The following is a 17677-nucleotide window of genomic DNA, read 5'->3' as shown; positions in this document are numbered from 1 at the left end:
GAACTGCCGGATTTGGACGAGCTGTTGCTGTGGGCGTCGCAGAATCCAAATCCACACAGGCAACGGTTACGCAGCCAGGTTGAATCGGGTGAGTTCGCCTTTGACCGCCACTAAACTAGAACCGATGGCTCGAGATGGAACAAATGGGACCTCCATGTGCATTCGCCAGCCTCGTTTCACGAGGACTATAGTTTAGGTCGGTCAGTGAAGGCTGATGAAGACTACGAAGAGGCAATATGGGACAAGTATATAGACGAATTGGAAGAAATCGACGACATCTCATGTATCGGGATAACCGATTATTTCTCAGTTGAGGGATACGAACGAGTCCGAGAAGCTATCGAACAAGATGACCGTTTGCAAAATCTTGATCTAATACTCCCAAACATTGAGTTACGTGTCGATCACTTTGTCACTAGCCGGTCCGGTGGTAACGTGTCTGAGGCCGTCGAAATGCACGTTCTCTTCAGTGATGATTTAGACCCGATCAGAATCAGGGAGAACTTCGTAAATCAGCTCGAAGCGAAGAGACCTGACGGGAGTACTATGCCTCCGACTCGGGAAAACCTTGTTCGCCTAGGTCAAAATTCCGACTTTGACACTTACGACGACTACGACGATGCGTATATCGCAGGATGTAATCGAATCACCGTGGACGTGGACACAATCTACGACGCGTTGGACAACGATATCTTCGAAGGCAAATATCTCACAGTGTTAGTTGAGGACAGCTGGGAAAAGATCTCCTGGGAAGGTCGGGCAGGAACGCTTAGAGGAAGCCTGTTAGGAAGAGCCGATGCCGTCTTTATTAGTAACACAGACACGAGAGATTGGCTACTTGGTCAAACAGAGATGATGTCTGCGGAGGAATTCCGGCAGGCATTCGGGAGTCTGAAGCCGGCTCTCAGAGGATCCGATTCACACGAATTCGAAGATTTCTGTGTCCCCGATAAGAATCGCTACTGCTGGATAAAAGCAGATACCACTTTTGAAGGGCTGAAACAGATCAAATACGAGCCGGCAGACAGAGTTCACATCGGCGAACACAGCCCTCAGCGTCGCGTTTCAATCCATACCCCGAGAAGGGTGGAAATCCGAGAAGGAGAAATAAACGACCGTCTGACTGTTTCGGATACGACACTCTCACTAAATCCTAATCTCGTCACGGTGATCGGAGGGAAAGGAGCAGGAAAAACCGCGCTCCTGGATTTGATCGCAAACTGTTACCAAAACCGTCATATCTCGAACGAGGACGAAGAGATCGACGTAAATTCCTTCATTCAACGGATTCAGGACGAGAAGCCGGATGTGTCGACAGAACTTGATTTCCACGGAGAGGACATCGATAACTTCGAAAAGTCGGTACTTGAGGACGAGTGCATTTCCCATTCCAACGTCGAATACCTCCCCCAAGGGAAAATATCCGAATACTGTCGAGACGAAGACCGAATGCATGAGCAGGTGCTGGAATTGATCCAGCAATCTGTTCGAACGACCGACTCCGAACTGATGGAGCGCTTTGAGGAGAAACGTAGTGGCATCGGTGAAGTCGAGAATGAGCTGGAGGAACTGACGAACCGCATCCACGAATTTGATCCCGAAACGATTGATGAAAAGATCAATGAGGCGAAGTCTGAACTAAGCGCTGCACGAGGGAAGTTGGAGGATAAAGAACGGGAAATTGAGGAGTTCAAGGAGGAACACGGAGATGAGCTACAGGACGAATCCTCCACGGAACTCCAAAGTCAATTAGACTCCTACGATGAGAAACTCCAGAATGTAAAAGAGATTGAATCGGCCCTCTCAAAACAACTCGAACGACTTGAGGAAATCGAGAAGTTCAATAGGGGATTGGAGAAGCTCAGATCCTTATCAGAAGAAACCGAGATCGACGCAGACCTCGATGTGACTCAGTTCACTGTCGAAGAAGCTCGATCCAAGTTGTATGACTACGATCAAGCCATTGATAGTGAGAGATCGCGTATCGAAGAGGAAAGAGAGAGCGTCCAGGGCCAATTAAACGAGTTAGAGGACATCGATGAGGACCTCTCAGAACTATTATCGGAGAAGCGAGAACAGCAGAAAATTGTCGAGGAAAAAGAAAACGAATTACAGTCATTAGAGGACGACCGTCAGAAAATCAAGGAGCTAAAAACGGAACGGCGGGTCGAGTTTATTGATTATGTCGATGCATATCATGATTTGAAGAACCTCTACTCGTTAGTAATATCCGAATTTGCAGCGGACCAATCGGCAATTCTCGACGAGGTCAAATTCGATGCCAATCTTGAGGTAACCGATGGTCTCCAATCCCGGTTATACGACTTACTCGACGGGCGGAGTGTGAATATCGCTGAAATCCAGCCAATAATTCAATCCGCAGCCGGTGCGATCAAAGATAGCGAAAAGTCGGAACATAATGCTGAATCATACCTCGATGAAGCTCTTTCGTTCAAAGATCAGTTGTTAGCGAACGCTTCCACTGCGGAGTTCGAGAGACGAGTATTCACGGGGAATTTCAAGCTGTCAGAGCAAATTTTGCTCGAAGGGACTCGGATGGAGGACCTGTCATTGGGTCAGAAAGGCACAGTACTGCTGAAGATTCTTCTCGCCCAAGATGGAAGGCCGCTAATAATCGATCAGCCCGAAGAAAATCTCGACAATCGATTTGTTTACAGAACACTCAAAGATGCGTTCAAAGAGGCAAAAAAGAAGCGGCAGGTCATTATTGCCACCCATAATGCCAACTTAGTGGTGAATACGGACGCTGAACAGGTCGTAGTAGCTCAATACGAAGAAAACGAGATCTCGTTCAAATCGGGCCCCTTAGAAGACGAGGAAATCAGAGAGGAGGTCACGACCGTTTTGGAAGGCGGAGAAGAGGCCTTCGTTCAACGTGAGGAAAAGTACGGGTTCGCAGAGTAAATCCAGAGTTGTGGCTCACCACGTGCCGGGCAAAGGTGAAGGGAAGTACGTTCTTTGGGAGGACCCAATATACCCGATGAGCGCCAGGATGACCGGAAGCGCCACGCCGGCGTTTTCGAAGACGACGCCTGATAGACCAGAGGTGATTATTGCTAACATTGTCTGATGAACTAGTTTTTGAGCGCTACTCTTTAGCCCGGTTTTTCCACTTCCCCCCGGGAGTCGAACCCCGAAAGTACCGACATTCATACCTGCTTTCTAGTTCATCGAGTCGTCTACGGTCTATCATCATAAATGCGACACTCGTGTTTCAAAGTTTTCACATTTCGGGACTCCCCTGTGAAACATCTGATTACTCAAAATTCTATAATAGTAGCTTCTGATCAAAGAATGCCTACATCCCAATCATCAATACTCCGTTGTAGTCGGGGACGACACAGTGACAGCGGCCTATTCATGATTATCGCGCATATCTAACCAAATCAGATTTGTCCGACGTCCTGTTCTCCCCTCGTTGTAGAGACACACCTCATTTCGAGTGAAAACAGCCTGTAAAGACCCTATCCAGTCGAATATCTCGATCTACAGATCAATCATAGTTCGTCGAAACGGCTGTTTGTCCCCCCCAGGTGGCTGGAGGGAATCCCTCCTCCAGAGCGACTATGAGTACCGACACACCTGATGCAGACACCACTGACGAGACTGACCTGACACCTGACCACACGAACGATCACGCAGCAGCTCCAACCCTGACAGTCATCGCAACCGGCCCCGCAGCGTTTGCTCGACAGATCGGTGATGACGACGCCACCGTCGTCGCAACCCACCAGGACATCAAGGTCACGATCGAGCGGGACATCACCGCCGCTGAAGACTTCGAGCAGGTCCTCGTTCCCACGTTCAAAGGCCGTGGGCCAACCATCTGCACGACAGCAATCGTTGATCGACTGCTCGCCAACCACGCCATGGACGGCTACACGCGCGCTGGTGAGCCAGACTCCTGGGAGGTGACTATCACCGGGACGACCGACGACTGGAAGCAGATGGGCCTAGCACTGGAGCCAGAGGGCAAACTCCACCGGAAAGGCGATCGATACAGCACCGTCATCTGGAATCTGTATTCGCTGGCTGCCGACGATGTCACCAACGATGGGGCAGTGCTGGCCGCGCTCGATCTGATTGATCAGCACGAGATCGACGCCTCTCGGTCGCGGTTTACTGACCTGCTTCTCACAAACAGTGATGACGCATGATCTCGCCGATGGCGCTCCTGAAGCTCACCGACGATGCGACGGTCACAACGCCAGATGGCGACATCTCGCCAGACCGGCTTGCCGTGACCGAACTCGGAGAATACGATGCAGATACCATCCAGGCTCGGATTGGCGCTGGAACGATCTACATTCCAAAGGCCGACATCGAACAGTGTATCGACCTCAGAGATCTGGAGTTCCGACCGATCGATCCCACTAATCTCGAGTAACACGCAGAACCGCCTCCCAGACCAGACCTCGGATCGGTTTTTTGATCGAGCGGAGATTCCCAGGCGGAGATTTTTCACTGATGACAGCGAACTCCCGATTAATGGACGACTACGGGCCGAGATCCGAACCGACAGAGCCACGCGGCACTGTCTACGACGATCCACAGCGAGACGGATCGAGTGAGCGTGGCCACTATCCCGACGATGTGACATCCAGCGGTCGCACCTGTCAGAGCTGTTCGCGAACGATCCCGACTGATCAGCACCAGTGTGAATTCTGTGCCGACAACCGTATCCAGCCAACTGAGTCGCCACCCCAACAAAAATCCAGAAGCGAGTCCGGGGATGCCTGGTCGTTCGGACGGGTCGTACTCGCGATCGTCCCAGCATCCACGAGATACATGGGACTCGCACTCGGCAGCGCTGCATTCTCTCTAACGTCGACGGATGAACTCGTTCCCGGAGCCAGCCTCCAGGACGCATCGGTCAAACCCATTGCAGAGTTCGAGGCCGAGCCAGCGCAGACGCTCACCGAGGGATGGGGTGACCTCGTCGACGTCGCGACGGTCGACAGTGATGTTGGGCAGCGACTATTCGAGACAGCTATCGACCAGACGAAATGGGATGATCCCCAGTTGGAAGCACACCTCTATACGGAAGACGGCAGTGCAGTAACGAGCCAGGACGACGTCGAGCAACTCCAGACCGAGATCGCTTCTGCAGCAGAGCAGTTCTGGATCGTACCGGGTGTAGTCAAGCGATATGCCGCACCTGAACCCGTCACTGTCCCGAATGCACCGACACACCACCTCCACTGCAGTGACTGTCAAGCGGAGACAGTCCATCGATACACGGGGAAAACGACACACCGAGAACGCGATGGCTGGCCAGTCTGGATCTGTACCGACTGTCACAACCCGCAGTTTGCCCATGGTCTAACCAGTCGTCAGTCATCTTCTGTGTTTGCAGATTTCGACTCTCCCCAGGAGAGACAAGCACAGCATCACCAGGAAGTGATGGCTGCGTACAAGGACAAATTCTGTCACTATCCTTGGCAAGTTTAAAATTAAGACGTGGTCGAAACACAGCCCCACACCGAATTTCAGATGAAATGTTCTCCACGGAAAGGGAGAAGGAATTGTTTCTAAGATAGATGAATGGATGGACACACCCACACCTCACTGCGCGTTAAACTAGCTGCAGAAGTGGGGTAGAACAGATTTATTGGCTGTTTTAACACGGAGTGAGGTGTGTTACTATACTAGACTAGTTACTAGACACTAGAGCGTGTCATAGAATAGTCCCCATACTATAGTCTCTATTCTTATGCTTACAAAGAGTTATTGCTTTAGGATATCGTGCACTAGGTGCACGCACTTTAGAAGCTTTTAGAGAGTACCTTTTCGTTTCCGAATAATGATCTCTCGTACCCTCTTGGCGTGATCCGACTCGGACTGGATGAACGCTGTAAGGATGGCCTCGACGATCTCGGAGCGACTGGCTCCGAGATCGTCACACTCAGCGACCAGTTCATCCACTTCTCGTACGATTCCCTCGTCAACAGCAACACCGAATTTCTGTTTCGTCATCTCTAATACGGGCTAAGAAACCTGTGCACCAAGTGTACGCCGTTTTTGGGCCGCTAAAATAGAGTTGGACGGCCATGAGATCCTTTCTATGACACGCTCAGACACTAGACTAGAAGAAAGGAAGAATAAGATTGCAGCATCAGCACCGCTAGCCTAGTGCTTTTCTCGGCATTAGATCATCCCACCCACCGTCGATCCAACTTAACACGGAGTGAGGTGTGGGGGTGTCTCCCGCCTTAATTCGAGTTGTCTCTCTTAGCACACTCTTTCGCTCCATCCGATTTTCTGTCCATCCTGATGAATTCCCGAAGTAGGTAGCCTAAAGCCTCCACTTAACACGGAGTGAGGTGTGTTCCTGACCACTCCACTCTCTGCGTCCCTACTTGTCAATCTATAACACGGAGTGAGGTGTCCTCACTCTCTCATGGAGTAGCTCGAGTAATGTCCTCGGTCCATGGACGAGCTATGAAATGTCAGTGTATAACCCGGAGTGAGGTGTGTCCCGACCGATGTAATGTAGCTACACTATCTCTCTATTCACGAACTCTGTTCATCTTGATATTAATTCAGCCTGCCACTTTCTGACCGTGAATTACCCGTCTCAGTCGTTTTAACGCGCAGTGAGGGGTGTGTGGAGTAGACTGTTGTGCAAATCCCTCTGCCAGAATACGGCCTCAGAACGCTGTTTCTCCCGGAATTTAACGCGCAGTCCGGTCCAAACATTTTTGTGGTTCCCCTTCGCAGTGGCATGTCATAACCGCCCAAATATGGAAAACAACAGCCGAAGTCGGGACGGACTCTTCAGTATCTCGGAGGAGGATGTCCAAGGTCACATCTTTCGTGAAAAGGACCTCCTCACGATTAGCCATCTTCCAGAGGAGTCTCGCATCATCGGTCGCGACGAACAAATCGCACAACTAGCAGAGGAGATCGAGCCAGTCATCATTGGGTACGAACCGAATTCGGCCCTCATTTACGGGAAAACAGGCTGTGGAAAATCCCTTGTGGCGAAATATGTGGCACAGCTTGCAGAAGAAGAAGCCGAGGAACGCGGCTATAATCTCGCGTATGGGATTTGTGATTGCTCCCAGTCCTCAAAGGAGGCATCAGTCATTCAAACCATCGCTGACAGCATGAATACTCCTACCACGGGGATATCCGTTCCATCCCGTGGAATTTCCACAGACGAGTATTATAAGCGACTATGGGAGATCCTGGACGAAGCGTACGATGGCGGCATCATCATCCTCGACGAGATCGACCACCTGAAGTCTGATGACGTTCTTATGGTTCTCTCGCGGGCCAACGAATCGGAGAAAATTGATGTACCGTTGGCAATCATCGGAATCTCGAATAAGATCGACTACCGAAATCGGCTCAGTGAGCGGGTGAAAAGCAGTTTCTCTCACCGTGAGTTTATCTTTGACCCGTATGACTCTACTCAGCTGGAGGCAATCCTCAGAAACCGAAACGACGCATTCCAGGAAGGTGTTCTCAAAGATGAAGTCGTCCCATACTGCGCCGCATTAGCAGCCAAAAAACACGGCGATGCACGCAAAGCAATGAACCTACTCAAGTTTGCTGGCGAGTATGCGAAGCGCAAGGAGAAAGATGAGGTCTCCAAGGAAGATGTGGATGCAGCAGAGAAAGATGCCGAAGCAGAACGGCTCCTGTCACTCATTTCCGGGCTCTCTCCCCATGTCAAGTATGTGCTAAAAGCCCTCGCCAACCTCACAAAAAACAATAAGGAAAACTGGTTCAGGACCTCAAGAATTGTAGATACATATGAAAAGGTCTGCGAGAAAGAAGGTGTAGATGTGCTCTCGCTTTCCGGCGTTCGAGATTGTCTAAATGAGGTCGCCTTCCTTTCTGTAATCGAAGGCAACAGAGAAACTGGCGGTCGGGGAGTCGGTAACTACAAAGAATGGCGATTGCTGACGGATGCGGATACAGTCATCCGAATGGAAAAGCTCTCGACGTAAGGTGCCAATCCTTATCTTTCCTCTCCATATCTCCGTAAACTATCTCGACTTGTTCGCGTAGAATTATTCTCACGCTATTCTGGCAAAGGCATCTTTACGTTCTATTTGCTCTTTACTTTCTTTACTCCCATTCCGATTTGTGCGTTAGGCTGGCCGCACGACGTCAGTCAGATAGCCGCTCTCGACGAATATGTCCACCTGAACCGTGGCGAGTTTCGTTTCTGGGTAGGATCGTCGCTATGGATTTGAGAAAGGTGAGTCTCTTGCAGATCTGGGTAAGATCAACTCTGCGTTACTCGCCATGACCTGCTCGGTATAGCAATTTCTGTGATCGGGGCGGCATCGATTTGCTGTGGCTCAAGTCTGACCGCGTGCCGAAAGCTTTGAGTTCAGTCACCTTCGCGAGTGTCCCAGGTATCCTGAAAGGCCCGATGGACACATCGAGCACTGGTCGTGCATAATTGGGTTAGACGTCAATCTCTCTAATTGTTCTTTGATGTCTTTACTTTCAAAGCTCATTGCTACGGTCGTACGACTTTGGCGGCGCTGCCCATTAGAGACGGACAGTCGTATGGCGCTACCCCGAGCGTGCCTCACTCGAGATTTAACTGGACTCCAAACTCTTTCTCGAATTTCTAATGAGACTTGATGTCGTCTCCGAGTTCTCTCTCTTCTCTGAGCTCTTCGACCTCTTCCTGACTGCCTATAAATGACCTATGGTTGAGTCCGATTAACCGTACGGGGATTAGAAGTCAATCTGTTCTAATTTATCTTTGACTTCTTTGCTCTCAAAGTCCGATAACCGATCCAAGCCCAGCGCCACGATCAACGGGTAGTAGTGCTTGGTTTTCTTGAACTCGTCGAGTTCGCTGTCCATTTCCCAGTCTAAGCGTTTGTAGTGGCTGCCCAGGTCGTCGGCGAGTTCGTCAGGCAGGTAGAAGCTGTGGTTCTTCCAGTCCTCTTTGATGTTGACCTCGTCTTTAGACGTCTTTGCTATCTTTTCGTCTTCAGATGTCTGCTCTGGCTTAGAAGTCTTTGCTGGTTCAGATGTCTGTGCGTTCTGTTCGTCGCTTTCGAAGCGCTGAGCAAACTTGTCCTTCACCGCGTCTTTGGTGTCGTCACTCATTGGCCACCTCCAAGGTCTCTGCGATAGTCAGGTAATTGTCGGCCATGTCGGTTTCCTCTGCATCGGCGCCGAATACGGTGCTGTGGTTCCCCAATGACCGCTTGACGGCAGCACGATTCCGAATCTCGTGGACGGGACACCACTCCGCGAATGTGTCCTCAAAGTAGTCAATGTTCTCCTGCTGGTCATTGTCAAGTGGATAATTGACGTTCGAGAGCACGATTGCCGCGATGTCAATGTGCGTGTCGTACCGGTCTTCCAGCGTCTCGATCTGGTTCAAGAGTATGTCGAGGGCGTGGATACTGCTCTCCATCGGCTCCACGGGCACAACCAGCTTCTGGGTGGCCAACAGCACGTTGTCGTTGATAACGCCGAGACTCGGGGGTGCATCGATCAGCACGTAGTCATAGGGTGTGTCGGTCAGGTCCTCGAAGAACATCGACAACCGTTCACGGGGCTTCCACCCAGCCGCGATTAGGTCCTGCTGGACGCTGAACATATCCAAGTTGCTGGGGACGACGTCGAGCTCTGGATGATTGACAATCAGGTCATCGATGTGGTAATCACCCGGCTCCTTGATGGCATCTGCCAAGTTCGGCTCCTGGCCGTTGTACTCGTCCATGAATCCGAGTGTCCGGCTTAGATGGCCCTGGGGGTCCGCATCAACGAGCAAGATGTCGTGCCCCCGGTGAGCGAGCGCCCCGCCGATATTGATGGTATTGGTGGTCTTGGCGACCCCGCCTTTTTGATTCGCGACCGCGTAGCGCGTTGTCATTACATCGGTCTTTACAGCATTTGAATGTAAAACTTCGTCAGACATCTGAACTAGCAAAGATATGCCAAGCGAGCAAAGACCTCTTTGAAAGTAAAGACAGGGAAGATTCCTTCACAATTCAAGGTCTTACCAAACATTAATGCGGTTGTCGGGCCGTATGTTTGGTAAGATGCCGTCACCCCCTGACGACCTGCCGAAGTATTTCGCTGAAGGCATTCCCAAACAGGACACCGAGACGCTCGAAGCTCTCCAGGACTGGCTTGATGCACTGCTTGAGCATCGCCAGAATATCGATCCGAGTGAGATCACTGTGGGGGCGAACGAACAGATAGAGGATGTTGAGCAGGATAGTGATGGCACGCACGTCGTGAAGAAGGTGCCCTGTGGCAAGGACAACTGTAGCACCTGTCCCCATGGTCCCTATCTGTATCTGGTCAAACGCAAGGACGGGAATCTCGTCTGGGATTATCAGGGGCGAGTCGAGAACTGACCGTGACTTTGTGGCGAAGTTTCAGGTACTATGGAGTGCACGGAGAATACCCACGTCTTTGGCTCCGAACGACAGAATTTGTGCATCTCTGTCTGTTGGTGCACTGACCAACATACTTTTGCTGTTGGCTAATGAACCAACGGATAGAGGATGGCACCAACGGCCGACGACCTCGATGGGTATAATCGATCTCACGTCTACGACGATGGAACGTTGGTCCGAATCTCGATCCGCCGGACGGACGATGATGCATATCCATCGGGGTGGCGGTACACGCTCCACTACGGGGCACTCACACCTAGCCCAGAGACGCTGGATGACGGTACAATTCGTCGCTACGACAACGCTCACGAAGACACGAAGGGCCACGAATGCCACGTTGCCCCGGATCCAGATCCACGACACATTGAGTTCCCTGGAATGGGGGAACTCTACGAGCGGTTCTGGGATGACATCCCAAAGCCTCGGTCCGAACCATCCACCAACGGTGATTCCCATGACTGACACCACAAACGTTCTTTTCGTCACGATCGGCGACGGCGAGGAACTGTACGAAGACGGCTTCAAGGCAATCCAACAACTCACTGATGGGGAACCGGTTGAGCAACCAGCGATGGTTACCTTTGCAAACGAGACACAGCTCGGAGAGGTGTTCAATGAGCGGACCTACGCGCTGCTGCGTGTGATTCGGGCAGATGAACCAGCGAGTATCCGTGAGACGGCACGACTCGTCGGTCGCGATGTAAAGAATGTTCACCAGGAGCTGACGACGCTTGAAGCGCTGGGCGTCATCCGGTTCGACGAGACTGGGCAGGCCAAACAGCCAATCTTCCCCTACGATGACTTGGTCATTAGTCCGTTCGGCCACGAGAGCGGTGACACAGCCGCCGCAGCTCCCTAGTGAGACTGATTGTGATTGACTCACTATTCTGTTGTCTTCTAAAGGTTAAATTTCGCGCGAAAAGTATATCGTGCTATTTGGTTTATAGCAATATTTGCCAATAACACGTAGAGCCATCAGTCCGATACAGGACTGACGACCCAACAAACCTATCATGTTCTAGTGTGATTGCCCGAGCATGGCAGAATCGGGCGATTCAGAACCGAAATCCAAAACGCGCTCTCGCGCCCAGCGACTAGAGCGCACAAAACCCTGGGAGACTGCCGAGGATGTTCCGTGGACACTACTCTCAGAGGAAGAGCTCGCGGACGCATACGAGGCCGTGATCGCTCCAGCTCTCCGACGGGATGAGATGGATCCCACAACCGATTGCCCGTCCTACGAGTGGCTCTCGTCCACTGGCTTTCGCTCGCTGACCTACACACTTCGAGAACACCACGATACGACGCTCGCCACCTGGTGGGACGAGTACATCGGCGACGACGTCGACGACGATGACGACGCGTACAGCTGGAATATCGACCACGAGGCGACCCGTTCCTCCTTCGAGCGCTTCCTCGCAGAAAAAGAAGACGACAACGAGGACTGGTCTGCAGCAAGTACGCCCGACACCATTCGAACGCGGCTGAACTGCTACGCGACGAACCATTGCGAACGACACGGTACCGACGACCTGCTCTCACCTGTCGATACAGATAGCGACGTCGACGAAACAGAGACCGTCGATCAGTGCAGAGCAACCTTTCGGTATATGCGATCCGACGGACAGGGTGGTGACGGCTACGCAGAGCCAACGATCGCTCGGGTGCACGACGCTATCGAGGCGTGGTACGACTGGCTCGTCGACCGTCGCGTTGCAGCGTTCAATCCCACCACTGGCGCCGAAGACTGGTTCAAATGGAGTCGGTCAACTGATGACGATCCGGTCGCACTCGACACCGACCACGTTCGGGCCATGTACGAGGCCGCCGAGACGACCCGCGAACAGATGCTCGTGATCGCACTCTGTGCTTGGGGACTCCGCGCCAGTGAAGTCGCGTCACTCCACGCCGAGCAACTCGTCCTCGAGGACGAGCGGCCACGTGTTGAATTCGACACTCGAAAGAATGGACCTGGATCAGTCGCCATCGTCTACGGCGCCGACGCCGCTTGTGACCGCGTTGCCGTGGCCGGTGACGGGTATCTCTTCCCGTCAGAACGCTCCGAAACCGGGCACATCCACCGGACGACCATCGCAGATTGGTTTCACGAACTCGCCGATCGAGCTGGCGTTCCCGGGAAAATTGACGGGCAGCGTCGGAAGCCACATATGGGGCGTCGTTGGTGGTATGATCGGTATTCGGCGACTCTCGAGGAGTTGTTGAAGCATGTCGAAGAGATCGCGTCTGAGCAGGGGTCGGCAAGTGCTCGGGTTGTGCTTGACAGCTATCTGTCGGAGGAACGTCGACGAGAATTGCGTCGTGAATTCATGCGTGGACGGCTAGCCGAAGCGTTCGAGACGGGTAATTGATTGCCCCCTCATGATACCGTGGTTCTCGAACGCCCTGCCTCAAGACCGATTACTCGCATCACTCGTCGGAAATCAATTGAACTGAGTATCAAGCAGATTGTCTAGAAACACCCGACCTTCGATCACAGATGCCTCCTCCGCAACACCCATCGCCGTGAGTACATCGTCAATCGCTTGCTCGGCCAGTGTATCACTGACCAGAACTGCGACATGACCCCTTTCCTCGGTTGCATATTGGTAGGCTAATCCGGCAAGCACGGCGTCGGTTGTCTCGATTTCATCTTCGGTGACATCGTCCGCTGACAGACTATAGATCCGCTCTCGTGTCCTGTCGATAGTATCGGAGACCTCGGGATCAGTGAAATCAACCTCGGCTCGGTCCAGCCACCCAGCATCCTGTGCAGACCGTAACCGGTCACGCTGATAGTGATAGGCGTCTGGACTTTCACCGAGTTCTTCAGCGACATGGCCAGGGATTCGGACTGTGATATTATACCGTGTTACATACTCCTCGAATGCCTGGTATTTTTCGTTGGATGGACCGCCCATCGCATAGATGATACTGGTGTCGACGATTGCGAGACTATCGCTCGGTAACTCTCCCGCCGGCATTACTTCGCAGGCTCCAGATATGGGTCATAGCCACTCGCCGCTTCGATGATCTCCTGCAACGCCGTGATGACAGTCATCCCTTCGACGGGATGAACGTCGAGTTTGTTGGTCGCAGTGCGTTGGGTGAGCTCGCCGTTCATTACCCGAAGCGTGTAATGAAGCGCAGCTGCGAGCTTTGGAATACCTTGGCGGTCGACGAACACTCGGATGTCTTCAGAATCGAGCTGTTGCCCAATGGCAGCAACGAGAACGGGCGTTGCAACAACCTCGCCGTGCTCCGTTTCAAGAGTAAGACGGATCGGATCAACGGCAATCTGGGTGGGTGTCTGATCTTCGTGGCGTGTCAGGATTCCCATCTCTTCGAGCTCGCCAACGTACTTATACGCCGTCGAATGCGGGATATCGAGGTCCTCTTTGACGGTCTCGATCGCAACCGGACCGTTCCGGAGGACATAGATGTAGAGCCGTGCCAGCTGTGGTGTCTTGAGTAATTCGGCGTAGGTAAGGAGGTCACCGAGTGTCTCCTCGGGATCTACGGAATCGTTCAATCGAGAATCCGTCGACATCACAATCCATGTTCTATGTATAGAGTATTAGGTCTTCTGCTACTCCCTCTATTGTCGCTCTCACCGGCCATTCCGTTTTGAGAGTGAGATTTACTGTTGGCTGACCAATCGAGGGGAGAATGTTGTCTGAGCCCAATATGCCAGGTGACATCCTCCTCGCCGTAAACAGTAGACGCTGAACCTACCTCAGGCCTCGAATCGTAGTTTCTTGGATGGTCGAAACAACCGAGGCCAAACAGGTCTGTCGTGCTGTGTCAACGGTCGTCTACCCAGCACTGGATTTTGGTGTCAAACCGTGCGGAACCTACACGAGAGAGGACTTCGAGAAAGTCCTCTCTCGAATCGCTTTCGAGCAAGAGTTCGCGAATACTGGCGGGAAAACCGTCCAGCTCGACCGGTCCGAGCCGGTCGACATCACGTCGACGGCTCGGAACCCACTTGCGAAATCGCTGCTCTACCATCTTCGCCATCTCGACGCGGACGCCATCGACGCCCAGTTCCTGATCTTCGGACTATGGTTCGATGATGTGCAGGTTTCGTAGCTAACAAGCCGAAACAAAACCGACACTGACTCGCTATTACTACCAAAAGTTAGAGCATTACAGTTACAGGATGGATGATAGAGAAACAAAGTCGCGTTCGACAGTGCTACCGCTCACCGTCTGCAAACCGATGTGATGGCCATTACTCGGGCGGAGGGATGCCGTAGTTCTTCTTGGCGAGCGTCAGAAACAGATTCGCCGTGACGAGTGGTTCGTCACCGACGCTGCCGTTGACCTCTAGTTGGGTGAGAACATCAACGAGTCGCCAGCAGTTGTAGAGCACGCAGGCGAACGTGAAGTTGAAGTACCGATACCGGTGGTCCGGCGATTTCGTGGCCGCGAGGAACTTCTTGAGCTTCTTGAACGCATTTTCGATACCCCAACGTCGTTTATATTTCGCCATCATGCGACCGATCTGGTGCTTCATCTCCTGCTCATCCTCGGGGTCTACATCCACGAGGTCGTAGTTCGTCTCGAACGGGATGATCGGCGCTTCGACCTTCTCAGACTCCTGTTTCTCTTCATCCCGCATGTCATCGAGTAGTTTCCCGAACGGGGAGTTACTGTCACGATTCTCAGACAGCGGCTCGGTGTCGCCGCCGATCTCCTCGAAGTCGTCCAGCATCTCCTGGCGGACAGCCGGGCCGCTGTCCTCTTCGTCGTCTTCATCTTCGCGTTCCCACTCACGCTTCGGGAGGTAGATGGCCTTCCGAGACGGGCGGTCGCCCAGCCGCTCCTGCTCAACCACATCGAAGTCCTTATCGCCGTTGTCGAGTCGTCCGATGTGGTAGGCGTGGTCACTGCTGGACCGGACTTTCCCTGGATTCAGGTACGCTATGCCGTGGTCCTCGCATGATTCTTTTACGCCGTCGTGTGCGAACTCCCGGTCCATCATCACGAGGTCCAGACCGGGCAGTACGTCAGTCGCGCCTTCCAGCAGGTCGTCTACGATGTCTTCGCGGGCGTAGCCACGATGCACCGGAACAGCATCGAGGACGATAGGCACGTCGTGGCCGACCACCTTGATGACAGCCCACTGGAAATAGTGCGTGTCGCCGTTTTTGTAGCCGAGTTTCCAGCGTTCGAGGTTGTTGCCACTGTCGTCCCGTTCGATGTGCCCGCGCCACGGCTTTCCTTTCGTGATGTCGATAGAGGTAATCACCTCCCGCCCGATCTTCCCCTTCGACTTCGCGCGGGCAACGAGCGTCCGAGACGTTTCCCGGAGCATCTGGCGGACGCTCTCGACACCGAGGTCTGCCGTCTGAAGTCGGTGTGAGTCGCCACACGGCGTCAGGTCTCGGGTCGAATCCTCTGCGAAGTTCTCAGCGCCGTCGTGGGCGTGGGCGTCCGTTCGCATCCCGAGGTAGGCGTGCTGTTCCCAGTACGCTGCCTCCGGTATCGAGGCGTTGTCAGCGCGGTGCAGTTCGAAGCAGTCGGTGACGATGGGTTTCGCGCCTTTCCACACGTCACGAGCGTTTTCCCGAGCGAGTGTCTTCGTACTCTTCTCGCGTGTGGAGTCGTCGTCATCTGGTTCGAATTCCGATTCTGGCGCGGGAATGCCCCACTCACGAGCGACTTCGACGACGACCTCGGCAGCAGTGCGGACTGCCTCACGAACGTCCGAGAGTCGGTCGTTCCACGCCCGCCAGAGTGTGGACTGGTCGGGCATCCCATCGAATCCGAGTTCGTGCTGAAGTTCCTCGTTGCCTTCGAGATACGTCTCCAATGCCGTGCAATTGTTCCAGCCTTTGAGCAGTCGCAGGACGTGTGACCGGAACACGGCACCCCACGGCTTGGGATCGCCCTGTCCGTGGTCGAGTGGGTCTGCAAAAATAAGATGCGAGGCAGGTATCTTCGCGACGAGATATTCGAGATCCGGGAGTTCGTCCTTGTCTTCCTTGTAGAAGAACGGTTTACCCTGGAGGACACCATGCACCATCTCCTCGAAGGTCATGTCGCAATCCTTGGCGTAATAGACCAGCCCGTCAGACCGTTGGAGAAGACCGTTGACGGGGTAGTCACGTGGCGTGCGACGTTTTATCGGCTCGCTGTTGGGTGCGGCTGGCCCATCAGGAGAAAGCGCAGGAGACCAGGTATCTGAAACCGTCTCGGCAGCGATTTCGCCCATCTATGATAAACTTCTGCGTCCTGTCTTATATACCGTCCGCCGCCGGAGTGAAAGTGAAATCAAGAAGTGTCTGCTTCACTGTGCGTCCGTCTGCTCCACGGTTGTAATTCGTGGGCTGTGGTTGCCATCTTTTTTTTTCGCTCTGGTGGAACACATGAACGCCACACTGCTCGTTATTGTAGGCGTACCGGCGGGTACTCGGATTGATGTCGTCGCCTTCAGCACCGCGGACAGGACAAGCATCAGGGCCTGTCACGCTGACTCACTACCCCGCCTTGTGAACCATCTAACCGCCAAATGTTGCTGTCCAAGGCAGATTAGAAATGAAACGCCAATATCATATAATTTATGAAAGTCCTGTGGTTTTATGTGTTGTTGGTTTGACTGGACCGTTGCACGTATGGCACATTAGGCCCCCAACTCGCATAACGAAAATAGTACCGAGCAAGATTCCTTGACGGGTACTATTGACACGTCCCGCCGAACATTCGTCAAGTCATCGGGTGTAGGTCTCTTTGGATTGTCTGCTTCAACAGGTGGAATTTCGTTTGATCGAAGAACTAGAATTGTCACCGCTCGGCAGGGAGATCATCATGAGCCTGCTGAAACGAAGAAGGTTCCCAAAAAGTGGTTACAACATCAGGAACAGGTTCGAAAAGTCACCGAAAATCTTGCTAAATCATTGAAAGACAATGACCAGGTTGGAATTGTATCGTATGTCCCATCGAATAAAACTATAAACGATCTCATTTATTCAGCTCCAGAAATATCAGTGCTGCCTGGAACATCTAATGAGAAAAGAAGAGAGCTTCCCGAATCTGTAAACAAAACAGAAGTCAGCGCTTCCTCCAAACTGCAACAGACCGCCATAAAAACCAGAGAGATGGAGGGAGATCTCGGCCTCGCGAATGTTAATTGTAATGAGCGTGTCATAGAAAGCCTCCCGTGGGAGGCCGCAGGGTTTGGAAACTGTGTCCAGCAGTACCAACGCCCTGCAAGACGTAGCTTCGGTAGACGACTTCTTGAATGCGGCGGCTACCGAGACAGT

Annotated in this window: 15 protein-coding genes and 1 pseudogene; 11 read left to right on the top strand and 5 right to left on the bottom strand. The window is 52.7% G+C overall.

The genetic code is table 11. The features are described 5' to 3' along the window. Positions 1 to 138 precede the first annotated feature (138 nt). The 5 genes and pseudogenes from E2481_RS18310 to E2481_RS18290 all read left to right on the top strand — a co-directional run. Positions 139 to 2925, top strand: a pseudogene (locus tag E2481_RS18310) (TrlF family AAA-like ATPase); the annotation flags it as partial. Between the two features lie 662 nt (positions 2926 to 3587). Further along, positions 3588 to 4178: a hypothetical protein gene (locus E2481_RS18305; RefSeq protein WP_136718597.1), complete on the top strand. Its 591-nt coding sequence runs from the start codon at positions 3588 to 3590 to the stop codon at positions 4176 to 4178. A gap of 8 nt (positions 4179 to 4186) precedes the next feature. Then, positions 4187 to 4408: a hypothetical protein gene (locus E2481_RS18300; protein WP_136718596.1), complete on the top strand. Its 222-nt coding sequence runs from the start codon at positions 4187 to 4189 to the stop codon at positions 4406 to 4408. Between the two features lie 401 nt (positions 4409 to 4809). After that, the gene (locus tag E2481_RS18295) at positions 4810 to 5472 is read left to right on the top strand and encodes a hypothetical protein (RefSeq protein ID WP_136718595.1); all 663 of its coding nucleotides are present in this window, start codon (positions 4810 to 4812) and stop codon (positions 5470 to 5472) included. Between the two features lie 1292 nt (positions 5473 to 6764). Then, a complete protein-coding gene (locus tag E2481_RS18290) occupies positions 6765 to 7979 on the top strand; it encodes an orc1/cdc6 family replication initiation protein (RefSeq protein ID WP_136718594.1) in 1215 nt (404 codons plus the stop codon). A gap of 745 nt (positions 7980 to 8724) precedes the next feature. On the opposite strand, the gene E2481_RS18285 is transcribed toward E2481_RS18290, so the two are convergent. Together E2481_RS18285 and E2481_RS18280 are read right to left on the bottom strand one after the other, a co-directional pair. Then, entirely contained in the window at positions 8725 to 9105 is a 381-nt protein-coding gene (locus E2481_RS18285) for a hypothetical protein (RefSeq protein WP_136718593.1), read from the bottom strand. Continuing rightward, positions 9098 to 9880: a ParA family protein gene (locus E2481_RS18280; RefSeq protein ID WP_136718592.1), complete on the bottom strand. Its 783-nt coding sequence runs from the start codon at positions 9878 to 9880 to the stop codon at positions 9098 to 9100. Before E2481_RS18280 ends, E2481_RS18285 begins: the two co-directional genes overlap by 8 nt. A gap of 157 nt (positions 9881 to 10037) precedes the next feature. Here E2481_RS18280 and E2481_RS18275 point away from each other — a divergent pair, with 157 nt between their 5' ends. The 4 genes from E2481_RS18275 (at position 10038) to E2481_RS18260 (ending at position 12781) form a co-directional block, all read left to right on the top strand. Next, positions 10038 to 10370 (top strand): hypothetical protein, encoded by a 333-nt coding sequence (locus E2481_RS18275; RefSeq protein ID WP_250137892.1) that lies wholly within the window; start codon positions 10038 to 10040, stop codon positions 10368 to 10370. A 150-nt stretch (positions 10371 to 10520) separates the two neighbouring features. Beyond that, positions 10521 to 10874: a toxin-antitoxin system TumE family protein gene (locus tag E2481_RS18270; RefSeq protein WP_136718591.1), complete on the top strand. Its 354-nt coding sequence runs from the start codon at positions 10521 to 10523 to the stop codon at positions 10872 to 10874. Then, positions 10867 to 11271, top strand: a complete 405-nt coding sequence (locus E2481_RS18265) for an HVO_A0114 family putative DNA-binding protein (RefSeq protein ID WP_136718590.1) — start codon at positions 10867 to 10869, stop codon at positions 11269 to 11271. Before E2481_RS18270 ends, E2481_RS18265 begins: the two co-directional genes overlap by 8 nt. Positions 11272 to 11623: 352 nt before the next feature. Then, positions 11624 to 12781, top strand: a complete 1158-nt coding sequence (locus tag E2481_RS18260) for a tyrosine-type recombinase/integrase (protein WP_306293933.1) — start codon at positions 11624 to 11626, stop codon at positions 12779 to 12781. 72 nt (positions 12782 to 12853) lie between these two features. Here the strand turns inward: E2481_RS18260 and E2481_RS18255 are convergent, their stop codons facing one another. Together E2481_RS18255 and E2481_RS18250 are read right to left on the bottom strand one after the other, a co-directional pair. Then, a complete protein-coding gene (locus E2481_RS18255; RefSeq protein ID WP_136718588.1) occupies positions 12854 to 13393 on the bottom strand; it encodes a hypothetical protein in 540 nt (179 codons plus the stop codon). Continuing rightward, on the bottom strand, positions 13393 to 13959 hold the full coding sequence (locus tag E2481_RS18250; protein WP_136718587.1) for a DUF7437 domain-containing protein: 567 nt from the start codon (positions 13957 to 13959) through the stop codon (positions 13393 to 13395). The genes E2481_RS18255 and E2481_RS18250 overlap by 1 nt, the downstream gene beginning before the upstream one ends. A gap of 212 nt (positions 13960 to 14171) precedes the next feature. On the opposite strand from E2481_RS18250, the gene E2481_RS18245 reads away from it, so the two are divergent. After that, the gene (locus E2481_RS18245; protein ID WP_250137891.1) at positions 14172 to 14501 is read left to right on the top strand and encodes a transposase; all 330 of its coding nucleotides are present in this window, start codon (positions 14172 to 14174) and stop codon (positions 14499 to 14501) included. Positions 14502 to 14643: 142 nt separating this feature from the next. On the opposite strand, the gene E2481_RS18240 is transcribed toward E2481_RS18245, so the two are convergent. Beyond that, positions 14644 to 16455, bottom strand: a complete 1812-nt coding sequence (locus E2481_RS18240; RefSeq protein WP_136718586.1) for a transposase — start codon at positions 16453 to 16455, stop codon at positions 14644 to 14646. Positions 16456 to 17149: 694 nt separating this feature from the next. Between E2481_RS18240 and E2481_RS19110 the strand changes: the two genes are divergently transcribed. Continuing rightward, positions 17150 to 17677, top strand: a 528-nt coding sequence (locus tag E2481_RS19110) for a hypothetical protein (protein WP_250137890.1), incomplete at its 3' end; no start/stop codon positions are given.

This window comes from Halorientalis salina (assembly GCF_005049285.1).
Lineage (GTDB): Archaea > Halobacteriota > Halobacteria > Halobacteriales > Haloarculaceae > Halorientalis > Halorientalis salina.
Note: the sequence above shows the minus strand (reverse complement) of the source record. Positions and strands in the feature narration are given on the sequence as shown.

Excerpts from the sequence above, each read along its gene's own strand:
- E2481_RS18295 (WP_136718595.1), top strand. The coding sequence starts at position 4,810 with ATGGGACTCGCACTCGGCAGCGCTGCATTCTCTCTAACGTCGACGGAT.
- E2481_RS18250 (WP_136718587.1), bottom strand. The coding sequence starts at position 13,959 with ATGTCGACGGATTCTCGATTGAACGATTCCGTAGATCCCGAGGAGACA.
- E2481_RS18240 (WP_136718586.1), bottom strand. The coding sequence starts at position 16,455 with ATGACCTTCGAGGAGATGGTGCATGGTGTCCTCCAGGGTAAACCGTTC.
- E2481_RS18245 (WP_250137891.1), top strand. The coding sequence starts at position 14,172 with ATGGTCGAAACAACCGAGGCCAAACAGGTCTGTCGTGCTGTGTCAACG.
- E2481_RS18255 (WP_136718588.1), bottom strand. The coding sequence starts at position 13,393 with ATGCCGGCGGGAGAGTTACCGAGCGATAGTCTCGCAATCGTCGACACC.
- E2481_RS18275 (WP_250137892.1), top strand. The coding sequence starts at position 10,038 with ATGTTTGGTAAGATGCCGTCACCCCCTGACGACCTGCCGAAGTATTTC.
- E2481_RS18270 (WP_136718591.1), top strand. The coding sequence starts at position 10,521 with ATGGCACCAACGGCCGACGACCTCGATGGGTATAATCGATCTCACGTC.
- E2481_RS18265 (WP_136718590.1), top strand. The coding sequence starts at position 10,867 with ATGACTGACACCACAAACGTTCTTTTCGTCACGATCGGCGACGGCGAG.
- E2481_RS18285 (WP_136718593.1), bottom strand. The coding sequence starts at position 9,105 with ATGAGTGACGACACCAAAGACGCGGTGAAGGACAAGTTTGCTCAGCGC.
- E2481_RS18260 (WP_306293933.1), top strand. The coding sequence starts at position 11,624 with ATGGATCCCACAACCGATTGCCCGTCCTACGAGTGGCTCTCGTCCACT.
- E2481_RS18290 (WP_136718594.1), top strand. The coding sequence starts at position 6,765 with ATGGAAAACAACAGCCGAAGTCGGGACGGACTCTTCAGTATCTCGGAG.
- E2481_RS18305 (WP_136718597.1), top strand. The coding sequence starts at position 3,588 with ATGAGTACCGACACACCTGATGCAGACACCACTGACGAGACTGACCTG.
- E2481_RS18300 (WP_136718596.1), top strand. The coding sequence starts at position 4,187 with ATGGCGCTCCTGAAGCTCACCGACGATGCGACGGTCACAACGCCAGAT.
- E2481_RS18280 (WP_136718592.1), bottom strand. The coding sequence starts at position 9,880 with ATGACAACGCGCTACGCGGTCGCGAATCAAAAAGGCGGGGTCGCCAAG.